This is a genomic window from Klebsiella sp. 141161 (assembly GCF_050600815.1).
In the GTDB taxonomy this organism is placed as follows: domain Bacteria; phylum Pseudomonadota; class Gammaproteobacteria; order Enterobacterales; family Enterobacteriaceae; genus Klebsiella; species Klebsiella aerogenes.
The window spans coordinates 1-16,351 of record NZ_JAQIRN010000010.1 but is presented as its reverse complement, the minus strand read 5'-3'; the positions used below and the strand labels follow the sequence as shown (position 1 = coordinate 16,351).

Below are 16,351 nucleotides of genomic sequence, written 5' to 3'. Positions count from 1 at the left end.
AGGACCGGAGAGTTAATTCATGGCTAAGCACATTCCTTTCAAACTGATTGTCGAAAAAGCAAACCACTACCAGCAGGATATGACCCGCTTCCTGCGCGATATGATCGCCATCCCCAGCGAAAGCTGTGACGAAAAACGCGTCGTGCATCGTATTAAAGAAGAGATGGAAAAAGTCGGCTTCGATAAAGTCGAGATCGACCCGATGGGCAACGTGCTGGGCTATATCGGCCACGGCCCGCGACTGGTCGCCATGGACGCGCATATCGATACCGTTGGCATCGGTAACATCAAGAACTGGACCTTTGACCCCTATCAGGGAATGGAAACCGACGAACTGATCGGTGGGCGCGGCGCGTCTGACCAGGAAGGCGGGATGGCGTCGATGGTCTACGCTGGAAAAATCATCAAAGATCTCGGTTTGGAAGATGAATATACCCTGCTGGTGACCGGTACCGTTCAGGAGGAAGATTGCGACGGTCTGTGCTGGCAGTACATCATCGAACAGTCCGGCATTCGCCCGGAATTCGTGGTCAGTACCGAGCCGACGGATTGCCAAATCTATCGCGGCCAGCGCGGGCGTATGGAGATTCGTGTCGATGTTCAGGGGGTCAGCTGCCACGGCTCGGCGCCGGAGCGCGGCGATAATGCGATTTTCAAAATGGGGCCGATTCTTAACGAGCTGCAGGAGCTCTCCCATAACCTGGGCAACGATGAGTTCCTGGGTAAAGGCACCCTCACCGTTTCAGAAATTTTCTTCACCTCGCCAAGCCGCTGCGCGGTTGCCGACAGCTGCGCGGTCTCTATCGACCGCCGTCTGACCTGGGGCGAAACCTGGGAAGGCGCGCTGGATGAAATCCGCGCCCTGCCTGCCGTGCAGAAGGCCGGCGCCGTGGTCTCAATGTACAACTATGAGCGTCCGTCATGGACCGGGCTGGTTTATCCAACGGAATGCTACTTCCCGACCTGGAAAGTGGAAGAGGATCATTTCACCGTGCGCGCGCTCTGCAACGCTTATGAAGGGCTGTTCGGTAAAGCGCCGGTGGTCGACAAGTGGACCTTCTCCACCAACGGCGTTTCCATCATGGGCCGTCACGGCATCCCGGTTATCGGTTTCGGTCCGGGTAAAGAGCCGGAAGCCCATGCGCCAAATGAAAAAACCTGGAAACAGCATCTGGTGACCTGCGCCGCGATGTACGCCGCAATCCCGCTGAGCTGGCTGGCAACGGAGTAAGTTCGTTCGGTTATTCCTCCCGCCGCGCGTCGGCGGGAGTCTGGAGTTTTTATGCGCGTACTGATTAAAAACGGCATCGTGGTCAACGCCGACGGCCAGGCAAAACAGGATCTGCTCATTGAAAACGGCCTGGTCAGCCAGCTCGCCGAACGGATTACCCCGACCGAACCTTGCCAGACTATCGATGCCGCAGGTTGCTATGTCATGCCCGGCGGCATTGACGTTCATACTCATTTTAATATTGATACCGGGCATGCCCGCAGCTGCGATGATTTCTTCACCGGCACCCGCGCCGCCGCCTGCGGCGGTACCACCACTATCGTCGATCATATGGGCTTCGGCCCCGCCGGCTGCCGCCTTCGTCATCAGCTAGAGGCCTATCACGGATATGCTGCCTACAAAGCGGTGATCGACTACAGTTTTCACGGCGTTATCCAGCATATCAACCATGCCATCCTCGATGAAATCCCGATGATGGTTGAAGCCGGGATTAGCAGCTTCAAGCTCTACCTGACCTACCAGTATAAGTTGAACGATGATGAAGTGCTTCAGGCGATGCGCCATCTCCACCGCGCCGGCGCACTAACCACCGTTCATCCGGAAAACGACGCCGCTATCGCCCGTAAACGGGCCGAATTTCTGGCGGCCGGTAAAACCGCGCCGCGCTACCACGCCCTTAGCCGCCCGCTGGAGTGTGAAGCGGAGGCTATCGCGCGAATGATCAACCTCGCCCAGCTCGCCGACAACGCGCCGCTGTATATCGTTCATCTCTCCAACGGCCTGGGGCTGGATTATCTGCGTCTCGCCCAGCGGCGGCGCCAGCCGGTGTGGATTGAAACCTGTCCACAATATCTGCTGCTTGACGACCGGTGCTATGAACGCGAAGACGCGCTGGGATATCTGTTAAGCCCGCCGCTGCGCAACGCCAGCAACAATGATGCGCTGTGGTGTGGTATCGCCGATGGTTCGATCGACGTGGTGGCGACCGATCACTGCACTTTCTCGATGGCCCAACGCCAGCAGCTCTCCGGAGGCGATTTCAGCCGCTGTCCGAACGGCCTACCGGGGGTGGAAAACCGCCTGTTGCTCATGTTTTCCCACGGCGTCATGACCGGGCGGATCTCAGCGCAGCGTTTCGTCGCGCTAACCAGCGCCACTCCCGCGAAGCTGTTTGGCCTGTGGCCGAAAAAAGGACGATTAGCGCCCGGCGCAGACGGCGATGTCGTCATTATCGATCCACAGCGCACCACCACGATCCGCCATGAGATGTTGCATGACAACGCCGACTATTCACCCTGGGAGGGCTTTATTTGCCAGGGCGCGATTCGCCAGACCTTATCGCATGGTCGGGTCATTTTTGATAATGGCACCTTTACCGGCAGCGCTGGCCAAGGGCGCTTCTTACGCCGCGATCCCTTTTCTACCGCTCACCTTCCGGTCAGCGGAACCACATCTTAAGTGAGGCATTCATGAGTAAGAAAATTGTACTCGCCCTCGGCGGTAACGCGCTTGGCGAGGATCTGGCCGGGCAAATGCAGGCCGTCAAACAAACCGCGCAGGCCATCGTCGACCTGATAGCCCAGGGCCACCAGGTAGTCGTGACCCACGGCAACGGCCCGCAGGTTGGGATGATTAACCTTGCCTTCGAAGCCGCTGCCAAAACCGAGGCCCATACCCCGATGCTGCCCATGTCGGTCTGTGTGGCGCTAAGCCAGGGTTATATCGGCTATGACCTGCAAAACGCCCTGCGCGAGGAGCTGCTGTCGCGATCGATGCATATCCCGGTGGCGACAATCATCACCCAGGTGGAAGTCGACGCCAACGACCCGGCGTTCAAAAATCCGACCAAACCTATCGGCTCTTTTTTCACGGCACAGGAAGCGGAACAGCTGACGCGTCAGGGGTACATCATGAAAGAAGATGCCGGACGCGGCTATCGCCGGGTTGTCGCCTCGCCGCAGCCGGTTGATATTATTGAGAAAGAGACGGTCAAAGCGCTAATGGACGCCTGCCACGTGGTGATCACCGCGGGCGGCGGCGGGATCCCGGTAATCCGCGAAGGCAATCATCTGCGCGGCGCCAGCGCGGTAATTGATAAAGACTGGGCCAGCGCTAAACTGGCGGCGATGATCGACGCCGACATGTTGATCATCCTGACCGCGGTCGAGAAAGTGGCGATCAACTTTGGCAAACCCAACGAGCAGTGGCTGGATAAGCTGTCGCTCAGCGATGCCGAGCAGTTCATTCGTGAAGGCCACTTCGCTAAGGGGTCAATGCTGCCGAAAGTTGAGGCCGCCGCGTCATTCGCCCGTTCACGTCCGGGACGCAAAGCGCTCATCACCGTATTAAATAAAGCCAAAGAAGGGATTGAAGGAAAAACCGGAACGGTCATTGAAGGGTAAAAAGGCACCGAATGTAGCCCCGGTAAGCGGTAGCGCCACCGGGGATTTTGAGGCCATCAACACCGGTTTCGTGCTGCTATCTACGCCACCGACAATAACTCACTCTTCTCTTTTACTCTTTTATTCATCAGCGTCATCAGCGCCTCAAGCACCCCGCCGCCAATGGCGCGCGCCTTATCGGAGACGCTGGTAAAATCGGCGCTGGCGCCGCGCGGGTCGATATCGCCAATTTTAAAGCCGCTATCAACCACTAACCCATCGCTGAGCAAACCACGCACCATACCGCTTAGTGGCGCAATAATCTCGGCCTCGCCGACGGTGGCGATGATATCGCCTTCGTTAACAATATCACCCAGCGCCACCATCGCGCGCATCACCCCGGCCCCCGGCGCGCGGATCACCCGCCGGGAAGTATGCCCAAGAATATTACCTGGAACCCCGGTGTTCTCCTGCGCTTTGCCATCGTAAATCACCTGCCCCAGCCAATGACCGCGATTGGTTTCAATCACCGCATGGCAATCCACGCCGGCGCAAAAACCAGGACCCAGCGCAATAACCGCTGGCGCCATTTCTCGTTGCGTACCAAAATTCTCTTTCGCCAGAATGGCATCCACCACGCAGACAGGGCGCAGTTCAGTCAGCGATTCGCACAGCGGATCCACCAATACCGGAATCACGCCATTTTCAATTACCCGGATGGCCTCCTGAGCGGATGACACCCGCTTCGCCATCACCCCTTCTACCGTCATTTCACCGTCGAAGACTGCCTGGGCAAAAGCGACGCTACGGCGGATAACCGTCGGCTTCGCCACTTCCAGCATCACCACTTTGAACCCGGCATGCCACAGGCGCAGAGCCACGCCGCTGGCGATATCGCCGGCGCCGCGAATAGCGACCAACTGCTGCTGCGCAGGCGTGGCAGCCGCCATCAGCAGGCCGCCTGGCGCACGATTTTTTACCTGCAGGATTTCCGCCAGAATGCTAATCGCTATCTCATGCGGCGTTTCGGCGCCAATGTTATAGCCGACCGGCGCGTGCAGGCGGGCAATATGTTCTGCGGCAACGCCGTTCTCCCGCAGCTGGCGTAAAAACACCTGGACTTTACGGCGGCTCGCCAGCAGCCCAAGCCAGGCGACCGGTTGTTCAATCAGTTTATCCAGCGCTTCACGATCCTGGTTATTGGTGGCGATTAACACAAAGTCATCGCCGCGGATCGCCAGATTTTCCACCGCCTCACTGAAGGTTTCGGCATGCAGCAACTGCGTTGCCGGCGGAAAATAGTCGGGGTTCAGACTCTCTGGATAGATATCGGCCACCGACACCTCAAAACCGAGCAGCGCCGCGCTTTGCGCCACCGCGCGGTTCACGTGCCCGGCGCCGATCAGCACCAGACGCGGGCGCAGGCCATGTACGCTAATATAGACCGACATCGCCCCGCCGCAATCGGAGCCGACCGCATCGCTGCCGCTGCGCGCCATCCGCCCATGAAACATGCGCGACGCTTTTTCGCTGAGCGCTTCCAGCGCCTGTTCAATCACTTTGCGCTCAACCATGCCGCCGCCGATGGTGCCGACTATCGAACCATCTTCACGAATTAACATCTGCGCCGAATGGCGCGGCGTTGAGCCGCGGCTATCGACAATCTGCGCCAGCGCAAACGGGCGATTCTGTGCTTCGAGTTTTGCCGCTTCAGAGAAAATATTCATAACAACCTCAATGGATATCCGCTATGCGCCCAAGCCGGGGCGTCACTCTGTTGTTCGTCGTCGCGTTATCGCGGGTTGCTCTTGTACCGCTCCCGCCCACAGGGCGTTAATCCCCCACTGCTGCAACAGCGCCTCCTCCGGTAAATTCTCATTTTGAGAAAGCTGATTCAGCAGCAGGATCCGGCGACTGGATGGCGGAACGCCTTTAAACGCTCCCTGCGGATGCGTAATTAAGCGATGCAGCATTGGCCAACTCAGCGCCGTATCCGGCGCCGCGCCGGTGATCCGGGAAAAAAGGGGCCAGCGATGAACGGTCGCTGGCCCAACGTTTTGCCCGAGCCTCCAGGCCCCCATGACGGCAATAACGCAGCAACAGGATTGAGGTATGCAAGGTTCGTGCTCAGCTGGCGCTTTTAAGGCGAAACCGTGAGCCCCGTCAGCTTCTACCAGCACCACATCCACGCGCCCCGCGGCAACCAGCGCATCAAGCTGTTGCGGGCTAAACCCACGAACCTTACCCGCAGGGGCGAGCCATGAGGCGTAACAGGCCTGCAGCGGCCGCTGCCAAACCTCGACAGGCAGCGCCAGCGGTTCGCGGCAAATCACCACAGGTAGTGATGCCGGGAGATACATATGGGTGGTCGTGGTGAGCAGAACTCGCCGGCCAGACTCAAGAAAACGCTGCGCCAGCCACATTAAGGTACTGGTTTTGCCTCCCGCGCCGACGGCGGAAATGAGCAGCGGACCATCATTTACGCCTAAATCACAAAACAGCGATTGCATATGCGGTATATTTTCCATGCGCTGGCCAGGATTCCATTATTCAGGGAGGAGTATGAGACAGGTCGATTGTATTATTACCGCCGCCGGATTGTCCTCCCGGATGGGACAGTGGAAAATGATGTTACCCTGGCGCGGAACGACAATACTTGATGCAAGTATAAAAAATGCCCTGCAATTCTGCTCGCGTATTATTCTGGTGAGCGGTTTTCGCGCAGAGGAGTTACATCAACGCTATTCGGCGCATCCGCAAATAACCCTGGTTTATAATCCCAACTATCAGCAGGGTCTGTTTACTTCTGTTTGCGCCGGCGCAAGCCAGGTGCGAAACAACTACTGTTTTATCACCCTCGGCGATTTACCCTGCCTGCCGGCTGCACTTTTCCAGCGGCTGTGGCAACATCGCGGAGACAGCGCTCTTCTTCCGCAATATCAAGGCGTACCGGGCCATCCCATTCTTATTGCCGGCACGCACTTGCGCCAACTTATCACTCTCGATGGACCAGACTCAATGCGCAAACGGTTATTACAAAGCCGCCATCGCTGCCTGGAGTTAGATTTTCCGCAAATGGTCTGGGATATCGATACCCCTGCTGATTTTATTCGCCTGCAAAACCAGGATTAATCATGCCTTTGTCGGGAAATTATCATTGTGATATTTCGCCGTTTATTTTGAGAAATCCCGCCGGATAAAAATATAGAGTGATTTTAATTCTCATTACCATAGCGTGAGCCTATTCACAAAGCCAGGTGTTCTTTAGATCTCTCTCACATTTTTAATTATTCAAACCTTCTGCCTTTAATAACTGGTTCGATTGTTGCTCCTCCTTGACTATCCGTCGGAATAAGCACTACTAACCGGCAAATTTGATTGCACAAATAAAGGAGAGGGTTATGGGGGATATCATGCGTCCCGTCCCGTTTGAGGAATTATTGACGCGCATTTTCGATGAGTATCAACAACACCATTCCATTTTTGGTATTCCTGAGCAGCAGTTCTATTCGCCTGCCAACCAACGCCGGGTAAGCGTCTTCGGCGAAAGCTGCGCCACCCCAATCGGCCCCGCCGCCGGGCCACATACCCAACTGGCGCAGAACATCATCACCGCCTGGCTCACCGGTGGGCGATTTATCGAGTTGAAAACCGTACAGATCCTCGACCGGCTTGAGCTGGAAAAACCCTGCATCGATGCTGAAGACGAATGCTTTAACACCGAATGGTCTACGGAATTTACGCTGCAAAAAGCGTGGGATGAGTATCTTAAAGCATGGTTTATTCTGCATCTTTTGGAAGAGGTTTTCCCGTTCACGCCGGCGAAGAACGGTAAGTCCTTTATTTTCAATATGAGCGTCGGTTATAACCTGGAAGGGATCAAGCAACCGCCGATGCAGCAGTTTATCGATAATATGATGAACGCCGCCGGGCAGCCAAAATTTACCCAGTACCGCGACACGCTGAACCGCTGGCTGCATGATGACGCCTTCCTCACCCGCTTGTCGCTGGATGATATTCGCCCACGGTTGGCGACGCTCGCGGAACGCATTCCTGCAAAACTGGTACAAGGGGTTACCCTCTCTACCATGCATGGTTGCCCGCCAGATGAAATCGAAGCCATCTGCCGCTATATGCTGGAAGAGAAACAGCTCAACACCTTCGTGAAGCTCAATCCGACGCTGTTGGGCTACCCGCGGGTACGCGAAATTCTCGACACCTGCGGCTTTGACTATATCGGTCTGAATGAAGAATCTTTTGAACACGATCTTAAAATCGGCCAGGCGCTGGAAATGTTGACGCGCCTGATGGCGTTGGCGAAAAGTAAACAACTTGGCTTCGGCGTGAAGCTGACCAACACCCTCGGCACGGTCAACAATAAAGGCGCACTGCCCGGCGATGAGATGTATATGTCCGGCCGCGCGCTGTTCCCGCTCTCCATCAACGTTGCGGCGCTGCTCTCGCGTGAATTCGACGGCAAACTCCCGATCTCCTACTCCGGCGGCGCCAGCCAGCTCAATATTCGCGATATCTTTGAAACCGGGATCCGCCCCATTACCATGGCGACCGATCTGCTAAAACCCGGTGGTTATCTGCGTCTTAGCCAGTGCATGCGCGAGCTGGAGCAGGCCGATGGCTGGGAGATGAATCAGGTCGACGTCAAGCGCCTGAACGCGCTGGCGGAAAAAGCGGTCAGCATGGAGTACACGCAAAAACACTGGAAGCCTGACGATCGCATCGACGTTGGCGAGCCGCTGCCGTTAACCGACTGCTACGTCGCCCCTTGCGTCAGCGCCTGCGCCATCAAACAGGATATTCCGGAATACATTCGCCTGATGGGCGAACAGCGCTATGCCGATGCGCTGGAGCTTATCTATCAACGTAACGCGCTGCCGGCGATTACCGGTCACATCTGCGATCACCAGTGCCAGTACAACTGTACGCGTCTTGATTATGACAGCGCGTTAAATATCCGCGAGCTGAAAAAAATCGCCCTTGAGAAAGGCTGGCCGGAATACCAACGCCGCTGGCATAAACCGGCAGGTTCCGGCAGCCGAAATCCGGTTGCGGTGATTGGCGCAGGCCCGGCGGGGCTGGCGGCGGGCTACTTCCTCGCCCGCGCCGGCCACCCGGTCACGCTCTTTGAACGCGAAGCCAACGCGGGCGGAGTGGTAAAAAATATCATTCCGCATTTCCGCATTCCCGCTGAACTTATCCAGCAGGATATTGAGTTCGTTGTTAATCACGGCGTCAACATTGTCTACGGCTGCGACCCGCATCTCACCGTCGAAAAACTCCGTCAGGAGGGTTATCGCTATGTACTGATCGGCACCGGCACCGACAAAAACAGCGGCGTGAAGCTTGGCGGCGACAATCCGAATATTCATAAGTCGCTCAACTTCCTGCGGGCGTTCAACCACGGCGATCGCCTGAAAGTAGGTAAACACGTGGCCATTGTCGGCGCGGGTAACACCGCAATGGACTGCGCCCGCGCGGCGCTGCGCATCCCGGGCGTTGAGAAAGCGACGGTGATTTATCGCCGCTCCCAGCAGGAGATGCCGGCATGGCGCGAGGAGTACGAAGAAGCCCTCCAGGATGGCGTTACGTTCCGTTTTCTCAGTAACCCGGAGCATTTCGCCGCTGACGGCACGCTGACCGTCCGCACCATGGCCCTCGGTGAGCCTGATGAACAAGGTCGACGTCGCCCAATGCCCACCGATGAAACCTGGACGCTGCAGGTCGATACGCTGATTACCGCCATCGGTGAACAGCAGGATGGCGAAGCGCTGGCGGCTATGGGGATCCCGCTCAACGACCACGGCTGGCCTGAAGTTAACGCTGATGGCGAAAGCCGTCTGGCTAACGTCTTCCTGATTGGCGACGTACAGCGTGGCCCTTCTTCAATCGTCTCGGCGATAGGCAACGCCCGTCGCGCCAGCGATGCAATCCTTAAGCGCGAGAATATCCGCAGCCACTTCGGCGATAAACAGTGGAATAACGTCGATCCCGCGGACATCTACCGCCGCAAAGGGACCATTGCTATCGCTCAGGTTGATAAAGACGACCGCGATGCTTTTGTCGCGCAGGAGGCGGAACGCTGCCTCGAATGTAATTACGTCTGCAGCAAGTGCGTTGATGTCTGCCCGAACCGCGCCAATGTCTCAATTGCGGTACCGGGGTTCGACAACCGCTTCCAGACGCTGCACCTCGATGCGTACTGCAACGAATGCGGCAACTGCGCGCAGTTCTGCCCATGGCAAGGCAAGCCTTATAAAGACAAAGTCACCGTTTTTAGCCTCGAACAGGATTTCAACAACAGCAGTAATCCGGGTTTCCTCGTGGAACAGCTGCGGGTTCATGTCCGCCAGGACGATCTGATCTGGCAGCTGGAAATCGATACTCAGGGTCAGTTCGCTGAAGTACCGCCGCAGCTGGATGCCATGTGCCGCATCATCAGCCACGTTCATCAACATCATCACTATTTGCTGGGAGCCGTCGAAGTATGAGTATCTTAGTGCTTAAAAATGCCACTCTTGCCCAGCTTCACCCGGCAAAAGTGGAAGAAGGTGTCGATATCGTCATCGAAAATGACAGAATTCTCGAAACAGGCGCGAACCTGAGCCCGCGTTATCCGCAGGCGCGTATTAAAGAAATGCGCGGCCGGCTGGTGATGCCGGGGATGGTCTGCTCGCATAACCATTTTTATTCCGGCCTGTCGCGCGGGATTCAGGCCAATATTGCGCCGAGTCCCGATTTCATCTCGACGCTGAAAAATCTGTGGTGGCGGCTCGACCGCGCGCTGGATGAGGAATCCTTATACTACAGCGGGCTTATCTGTTCGCTGGAGGCCATTCGCAGCGGCTGCACCGCCGTCATTGACCACAGCGCGTCGCCAAACTATATCGCTGGGTCATTAAGTCAGTTACGTAACGCTTTCATCAAGGTAGGCCTGCGCGGCATGACCTGCTTTGAAACCACCGACCGTAACGGCGGCCTGCAGGAACTTCAGGCAAGCGTGGAGGAAAATATCCGTTTTGCCCGCGAAATCGATCGGGCGCGGGAAAGCGGCGACGAGCCGTATCTGGTAGAAGCGCATATCGGCGCCCATGCGCCGTTTACGGTTCCTGATGAGGGGCTATTAATGCTTCGCGAAGCATTAAAAACAACCGGGCGCGGCCTGCATATTCATATGGCGGAAGACCGTTACGACGTTTCTCATAGCCACCATCACTACGGTAAAGATCTGCTGGTACGTCTGGCGGAGTTCGATCTCATCGATAGTAAAACGCTGGTAGCGCACGGGCTGTATCTGTCGGAAGCTGATATTGAACTGCTGAACGCGCGTGATGGTTTCCTTGTCCATAACGCCCGCTCTAACATGAACAACCACGTTGGTTATAACCAGCAGTTGACGGCGTTTCGCAACCTGGCGCTGGGCACCGACGGCATCGGCTCCGATATGTTCGAAGAGCTCAAGTTCGCTTTCTTTAAACACCGCGATGCCGGCGGGCCGCTTTGGCCGGATAGCTTTGCGCGGGCATTAAGCAACGGTAACACGCTGCTTAGCCGCAACTTTAACGACCGTTTTGGGCGTATTGAGGCAGGCTATAAGGCGGATTTAACCATCAGCGATTATATTCCGCCGACGCCGCTGCTGGCGGCGAATCTCGCCGGGCATATCGCCTTCGGTCTGGGGGCCAGCCACGTTCATAGCGTGATGGTAAATGGCGTCATGGTCTATGAGGATCGGCAGTTCGCTATTGATTGCGATACGATTTTCGCCGAAGCGCGGAAGGTGGCGAAGAAGATGTGGCAGCGGATGGATGCGTTGCCGTAAACCCATCACGCAAAAACAAAACCCGGTCGCTGTACCGGGTTTATTTTTTGGCTTCTAGCGGGGCTATAAATAGCGCAGGAACATCGTTGGGTAGCCCGGATAAGACGCAGCGCGTCGCCATCCGGGGGTCGCTTACAAGCTCAACAAGCTAGCGCTGGCGATAGTTCTCTGTTTCTGCAGCGCCGCCAGGGCCTCACCGGTCATCAGCGATATTGCCGCCGTTGGGCACACCGATACACAGGCCGGGCCATCTTCTCGCTGCTCGCAGAGATCGCACTTCACAATAACCGGCGGATGCGCCGCCGATGTCTCGATAGTAATCGCGCCAAATGGGCAGGCGACGACGCAGCTCTGGCAACCAATGCAGCGCCCGGCATCGGCCTCGACCCGCTCGGCGCCCATCGCTAATGCGCCGGTCGGACAGACCCCGACGCATGGCGCGTTCTCACACTGATGGCACATCACCGGCACGCTCAACGCATCGAGTCGCATCACCTTCAATCGCGGATGAAATTCCGCCCCTTCCGCTACATGCTCCAGTGCGCAGGCGACTTCGCAGGTACGACAGCCGATACAGGCCTGTGAACTGGCAAGAATAAAATGGGTCATCACCGCTCCTTATGGTCAAATCGCGCCAGCATTTCGCTTGCGGCCTGGCGCCCGGCAACCATTGCCGTCACCACCAGATCGGCGCCATGTACCGCATCGCCGCCGGCATAGATTTTGTCATGGCTGGTCTGCGTGGTGCCGCGACCTTTGCCGCCCGTCACAATCTGCCCCCAGCGGTCAAGTTTGATGCCGTGCCCCCGCAGCCAAGGCATGTCGTGGGCCTGGAAACCAAACGCCAGCACCAGCACTTCGGCCGGGAGTTCGAATTCTGAACCGGCAATTGGCCGCGGGCGGCGGCGGCCATCCGGCCCTGGTTCACCCATTTCGGTACGGATCATCCCGACGGCGCTGACCTGGCCTTTACGGTTACGCAGGATATATTGCGGCTGAACGTTAAACTGAAACGCCACGCCCTCCTCTCGCGCGTTCACCACCTCTTTTTTCGAGCCCGGCATGCTTAACTCATCGCGACGATAGGCGCAGGTCACGCTCTCGGCTCCGCGACGCACCGCGGTGCGCAAACAGTCCATCGCCGTATCGCCGCCGCCCAGCACCACCACCCGCTTCCCCTTAATGTCGGTTAACGGATATTCGGCGCTCTCTTCAAGACCCATCACCTCACGGGTATTGGCAATCAGGAACGGCAGCGCCTGAATAACACCCGGCGCGTCTTCGCCATCGAGACCCGCGCCCATCAGTCCGTAGGTGCCGACACCTAAAAAGACCGCATCGTAGTTAGCCAGCAGTTCGCTAAAGTCCACGTCGCGCCCCACTTCCTGATTGAGATGGAAACGAATCCCCATGTCGCTGAAGATCTCGCGCCGCAGCGCCATTACCGTTTTTTCCAGCTTGAAAGACGGAATGCCGAAAGTCAGTAGCCCGCCAATTTCAGGATGTTTATCAAAAACATCAACCTGCACCCCAGCGCGCGCAAGAATATCCGCGCAGCCCAGTCCCGCCGGGCCGGCGCCGATAATAGCCACACGCTCCCGACGCCGCGCGACCTCGCCTGTGGTTGGCCGCCAGCCCATCGCCAGCGCGGTATCGGTGATATAACGCTCCAGATTGCCAACCGCCACCGCGCCGCCTTCGTTTTTCAGCGTACAGGCGCCCTCACATAGCCTGTCCTGTGGGCAGACCCGGCCGCAAATTTCCGGCAGCGAACTGCTTTGATGACAGAGTTCTGCGGCCTCAATAATTTTTCCCTCACGTACCAGTTTGATGAAATCGGGAATGTGGTTGTGTAACGGGCAGGTCCAGTTGCACCAGGCTTTTTGCGCACAGTACAGGCAACGCTCGCTTTCATATTCGGCATCACATTCGCTAAGGCGCTGGTAGATCTCGGCAAAATGCCCTTTTCGCTCCTCCGCGGCAAGCTTCTTCGCCCCCACCCGCGGCGCTTTATCCAGGAACGCTTCGCGCCTTGCGCCACGACGCTCGGCCAGCGGCTGCCCCTGGGCAGAGCGGATTTGTCTTTCCCGCTGCAACCGTTTCAGCCCGCTCTCGTCCATTACGCGCAGCGCCTGAGTCGGGCAACTGGCCACGCAGGCCTGTTCTGCGGAGGGGCGCTCGCGACAAAGATCGCATTTTTGCGCCAGGTGCGGGCCATCTTCCCCGCTGGCCACCATCTCAATTGCGCCAAATGGGCAAGCGACAACGCAGTTTTTGCAACCGATACACTCGGACTGGGTAAACTGGATGCTGTCGTTGGCGACATACAGCGCCTGAGTCGGGCAGGAGGTGACGCAAGGCGCGTCGTTGCAATGGTGGCAAGTGGTCGCAGTACTGGTATTCCGGTGGAAGACAACATGGATGCGCGGAACAAACGCGCTGCGCTGTGCCGGCCAGGCATCCTGATGATGCGCCGTGACGCAGGCCACTTCGCAGGCATGACATCCAATACAGTTCGCAACATCGGCCACAATAAATCGATTCATTTGCTTCCCTTTTATTCTTCTGGAATAGTCTTAGGGATGGATTGCAATATTCGGGCGATATTGGGCGCTCACCTTCTGCTGCTATTCATTTTTGCGAGTCAGCTCAAATTATTACTCTCCTGTTACTTTCGAATAAATAAAAGCTCATCAAATCACCGGGATGGCATCTCAAGCCAGCCCTGACTTTTTATCATTTTTATCTTCTTAGCGCTTATTTCGCCTACCAAAATGAGACTGCATATATCTCAAACTGATATTCGTCATTTTTATTTCTGATGCCCGCTCGCAGCGCTAAACAGGCCAGCAAGAAATAAACATGCCAACCCGTGATTGATTTCACAAATATATTATTCCACTGCCGCATCGCTCATTTTTGGCACAGCTTACGCATAACCCTCCTAACGCATAAGCAACTCCGTGCGCGTTATACGCTGGTGAACATCATCAGCAGAGGGAGGCAATGGCCTTCGAATCGTAACTTCTCCCCTTTCAGTTCGGCACGGGCGGAAGTCGTAAAGGAGACAACTACTTCATGAAAGATTTTGCCATTCCGGCCTCACGCAATACGGCGACTGTCGCGCCGGTCGATGAGGTCCTGCCAATTACGCAAATGATTCTCTATGGATTGCAGCACGTGCTGGTGATGTACGCCGGGGCGGTGGCGGTACCGCTCGTGGTGGGTAACGCAGTCGGTTTGCCTGCGGAGCATATTATTTTGTTAATCAGCGCCGATTTGTTTATTTGCGGCGCCGCGACCATCGTGCAATCGATGGGCATCAAGCAGTGGTTGGGCTGCCGCCTACCGCTGATCCAGGGCTGTACTTTCGCCGCGCTGATCCCGATGGTGCTTATCGGTAAAGAGTACGGTATCGGGGCGATCTCCGGCTCGGTTATCGTCTCGGGTATTTTTATCCTCTGCTGCGCGCCGTGGATTAGCCGTCTCATTCGCTTCTTTCCGAAGGTGGTGATGGGCGGCATCGTAACGCTGATCGGCCTCTCGATTATGCCGGTCGCGGGGGGGTGGATCGGCGGCGGCAGTAGCGAGATGGCCGGTTTCGGCGATCTCTTCTCGCTGCTGATGGCGGCCATCACGCTGGTCATTATTCTTAACCTTTATACTTTCGCCACCGGCGTGGTCAAAAACACCTCGGTGCTGATCGGTCTGGTGATTGGCACTATTTTATGGAGCTTCTTCAAGCCGCTGGATTTTAACCTCGTCAATGCTACGCCGTGGCTGCATCTGCCACAGGTGATGCAGTTCGCCCGGCCTGAATTTCATATCGTGCCGGTCGCCCTGCTGTCGATGGTGATGGTGGTGGTGATGGTCGAAACCATGTCGTCCATCATGGCCACCGGCGATATCGTTGGTAAACAGGTCACGGCCAGCATGCTGCGTAATGGCCTGAATACCTGCGGACTGGCGACGACAATCTGCGGTTTCTTCAATCTGTTTCCCTACGCGGCCTTCGCGCAGAACGTCGGCCTGATTGGCCTGACCGGCGTACGCAGTCGCTTCGTGGTGTCGGTCTCCGGCGTCATTCTGATGCTGATGGGCATTTTCGCCAAAATGGCGGCGCTAGTGGTACTGATTCCGAAACCGATCCTCGGCGGCGCCGGTATCGTTATGTTCGGCATGGTTGCCGTTTCCGGTATTCGTACTCTTGGTCAGGTCAACTATCGCAACAATAACAACGGGATGGTCGTCGCACTCACCCTTGGTCTCGGCATGATGCCGGTATTGGTGCCGAATCTGTTTACCCAGTTCCCGCCAATGATGCAGCTGTTTCTGCACAGCGGCATCACTATCGGCACCCTGACGGCGATTGTCGCCAACCTGACGCTGAACGGCAGCGTGCCGTTCCGTATTTCTCACGATGTCCCGGAACCGGACCCGGCGCCGCCGAGCGCGGCTGCCCGCAACATGGCCGTGCGTACGGTGCGCATGTGGCTGCTGCTGCGCAAGGTACAGAAAGGTCAAACCGCCGCTGACGGCCAGGAGTGATTATGTCTATGTCGCAACGTCTGCTTTTTGCACTGTTGATGATGGCCCTGATGGCGGTTCCCGCCATCCAGGACGCCATTACCCTCGGAATTAACAGCCGTTTTATCTATCTGTTGCCGTACTATTTTTAAGGAGTCACACGATGGAAAAAGTCACCACCGTCTGTCCCTACTGCGCCGCTGGCTGTAAGCTGCGGCTGGTTACGGACGACGGCATGGTCGTCGGCGCCGAAGCGGCCATGGGGAAAAACAATCAGGGCACCCTGTGTCTGAAAGGCTATTATGGCTGGGACTTCATTAACGATACCCAGATCCTGACCCCGCGTCTCAAAACCCCCATGATCCGTCGCCAACG

At 56.8% G+C, this 16,351-nt stretch carries 13 protein-coding genes; 9 read left to right on the top strand and 4 right to left on the bottom strand.

Going from position 1 to position 16,351, the window contains the following annotated elements; all coding sequences use genetic code 11:
- The first annotated feature begins 19 nt into the window (after nt 1–19).
- From PGR79_RS21380 to arcC, 3 genes are read left to right on the top strand one after another with little or no spacing between them, the layout of a single operon-like run.
- Nucleotides 20–1,231 carry a YgeY family selenium metabolism-linked hydrolase gene (locus PGR79_RS21380; RefSeq protein WP_087858456.1) on the top strand — a complete coding sequence of 404 codons (1,212 nt, stop codon included), beginning with the start codon at nt 20–22 and terminating at the stop codon, nt 1,229–1,231.
- 51 nt (nt 1,232–1,282) lie between these two features.
- Nucleotides 1,283–2,689 carry a dihydropyrimidinase gene (hydA, locus tag PGR79_RS21375; RefSeq protein WP_087858455.1) on the top strand — a complete coding sequence of 469 codons (1,407 nt, stop codon included), beginning with the start codon at nt 1,283–1,285 and terminating at the stop codon, nt 2,687–2,689.
- An 11-nt stretch (nt 2,690–2,700) separates the two neighbouring features.
- A complete protein-coding gene (gene arcC, locus PGR79_RS21370; protein WP_087858454.1) occupies nt 2,701–3,633 on the top strand; it encodes a carbamate kinase in 933 nt (310 codons plus the stop codon).
- 80 nt (nt 3,634–3,713) lie between these two features.
- Here the strand turns inward: arcC and yqeB are convergent, their stop codons facing one another.
- Both yqeB and yqeC read right to left on the bottom strand, forming a co-directional pair.
- Nucleotides 3,714–5,339, bottom strand: a complete 1,626-nt coding sequence (gene yqeB, locus PGR79_RS21365) for a selenium-dependent molybdenum cofactor biosynthesis protein YqeB (protein WP_113374660.1) — start codon at nt 5,337–5,339, stop codon at nt 3,714–3,716.
- Between the two features lie 42 nt (nt 5,340–5,381).
- On the bottom strand, nt 5,382–6,140 hold the full coding sequence (gene yqeC, locus PGR79_RS21360; RefSeq protein WP_087858452.1) for a selenium cofactor biosynthesis protein YqeC: 759 nt from the start codon (nt 6,138–6,140) through the stop codon (nt 5,382–5,384).
- 34 nt (nt 6,141–6,174) lie between these two features.
- On the opposite strand from yqeC, the gene PGR79_RS21355 reads away from it, so the two are divergent.
- From PGR79_RS21355 to ssnA, 3 genes are all read left to right on the top strand, one after another.
- The gene (locus tag PGR79_RS21355) at nt 6,175–6,744 is read left to right on the top strand and encodes an NTP transferase domain-containing protein (RefSeq protein ID WP_113374658.1); all 570 of its coding nucleotides are present in this window, start codon (nt 6,175–6,177) and stop codon (nt 6,742–6,744) included.
- Between the two features lie 269 nt (nt 6,745–7,013).
- A complete protein-coding gene (gene ygfK, locus PGR79_RS21350; RefSeq protein ID WP_430922476.1) occupies nt 7,014–10,118 on the top strand; it encodes a putative selenate reductase subunit YgfK in 3,105 nt (1,034 codons plus the stop codon).
- Entirely contained in the window at nt 10,115–11,449 is a 1,335-nt protein-coding gene (gene ssnA / locus PGR79_RS21345; protein ID WP_430922474.1) for a putative aminohydrolase SsnA, read from the top strand. The genes ygfK and ssnA overlap by 4 nt, the downstream gene beginning before the upstream one ends.
- 132 nt (nt 11,450–11,581) lie before the next feature.
- On the opposite strand, the gene PGR79_RS21340 is transcribed toward ssnA, so the two are convergent.
- Nucleotides 11,582–12,058, bottom strand: a complete 477-nt coding sequence (locus tag PGR79_RS21340; protein WP_113374655.1) for a 4Fe-4S dicluster domain-containing protein — start codon at nt 12,056–12,058, stop codon at nt 11,582–11,584.
- Nucleotides 12,058–13,995, bottom strand: coding sequence for a formate-dependent uric acid utilization protein YgfT (gene ygfT / locus PGR79_RS21335; RefSeq protein WP_113374654.1), 1,938 nt, complete (start codon nt 13,993–13,995; stop codon nt 12,058–12,060). The genes PGR79_RS21340 and ygfT overlap by 1 nt, the downstream gene beginning before the upstream one ends.
- Before the next feature lie 532 nt (nt 13,996–14,527).
- Between ygfT and PGR79_RS21330 the strand changes: the two genes are divergently transcribed.
- From PGR79_RS21330 to PGR79_RS21320, 3 genes are all read left to right on the top strand, one after another.
- Nucleotides 14,528–15,997 carry a nucleobase:cation symporter-2 family protein gene (locus tag PGR79_RS21330; protein ID WP_015366914.1) on the top strand — a complete coding sequence of 490 codons (1,470 nt, stop codon included), beginning with the start codon at nt 14,528–14,530 and terminating at the stop codon, nt 15,995–15,997.
- Between the two features lie 2 nt (nt 15,998–15,999).
- Complete coding sequence (locus PGR79_RS21325) at nt 16,000–16,128, top strand: hypothetical protein (RefSeq protein WP_015366915.1); 129 nt, start codon at nt 16,000–16,002, stop codon at nt 16,126–16,128.
- Nucleotides 16,129–16,139: 11 nt separating this feature from the next.
- Nucleotides 16,140–16,351 (top strand): hypothetical protein (locus PGR79_RS21320; protein ID WP_430922471.1); only part of this gene is annotated, 212 nt, incomplete at its 3' end.

Coding starts and splice junctions, on each gene's coding strand:
- PGR79_RS21380 (WP_087858456.1), top strand. CDS start 20: ATGGCTAAGCACATTCCTTTCAAACTGATTGTCGAAAAAGCAAACCAC.
- hydA (WP_087858455.1), top strand. CDS start 1,283: ATGCGCGTACTGATTAAAAACGGCATCGTGGTCAACGCCGACGGCCAG.
- arcC (WP_087858454.1), top strand. CDS start 2,701: ATGAGTAAGAAAATTGTACTCGCCCTCGGCGGTAACGCGCTTGGCGAG.
- yqeB (WP_113374660.1), bottom strand. CDS start 5,339: ATGAATATTTTCTCTGAAGCGGCAAAACTCGAAGCACAGAATCGCCCG.
- yqeC (WP_087858452.1), bottom strand. CDS start 6,140: ATGGAAAATATACCGCATATGCAATCGCTGTTTTGTGATTTAGGCGTA.
- PGR79_RS21355 (WP_113374658.1), top strand. CDS start 6,175: ATGAGACAGGTCGATTGTATTATTACCGCCGCCGGATTGTCCTCCCGG.
- ygfK (WP_430922476.1), top strand. CDS start 7,014: ATGGGGGATATCATGCGTCCCGTCCCGTTTGAGGAATTATTGACGCGC.
- ssnA (WP_430922474.1), top strand. CDS start 10,115: ATGAGTATCTTAGTGCTTAAAAATGCCACTCTTGCCCAGCTTCACCCG.
- PGR79_RS21340 (WP_113374655.1), bottom strand. CDS start 12,058: ATGACCCATTTTATTCTTGCCAGTTCACAGGCCTGTATCGGCTGTCGT.
- ygfT (WP_113374654.1), bottom strand. CDS start 13,995: ATGAATCGATTTATTGTGGCCGATGTTGCGAACTGTATTGGATGTCAT.
- PGR79_RS21330 (WP_015366914.1), top strand. CDS start 14,528: ATGAAAGATTTTGCCATTCCGGCCTCACGCAATACGGCGACTGTCGCG.
- PGR79_RS21325 (WP_015366915.1), top strand. CDS start 16,000: ATGTCTATGTCGCAACGTCTGCTTTTTGCACTGTTGATGATGGCCCTG.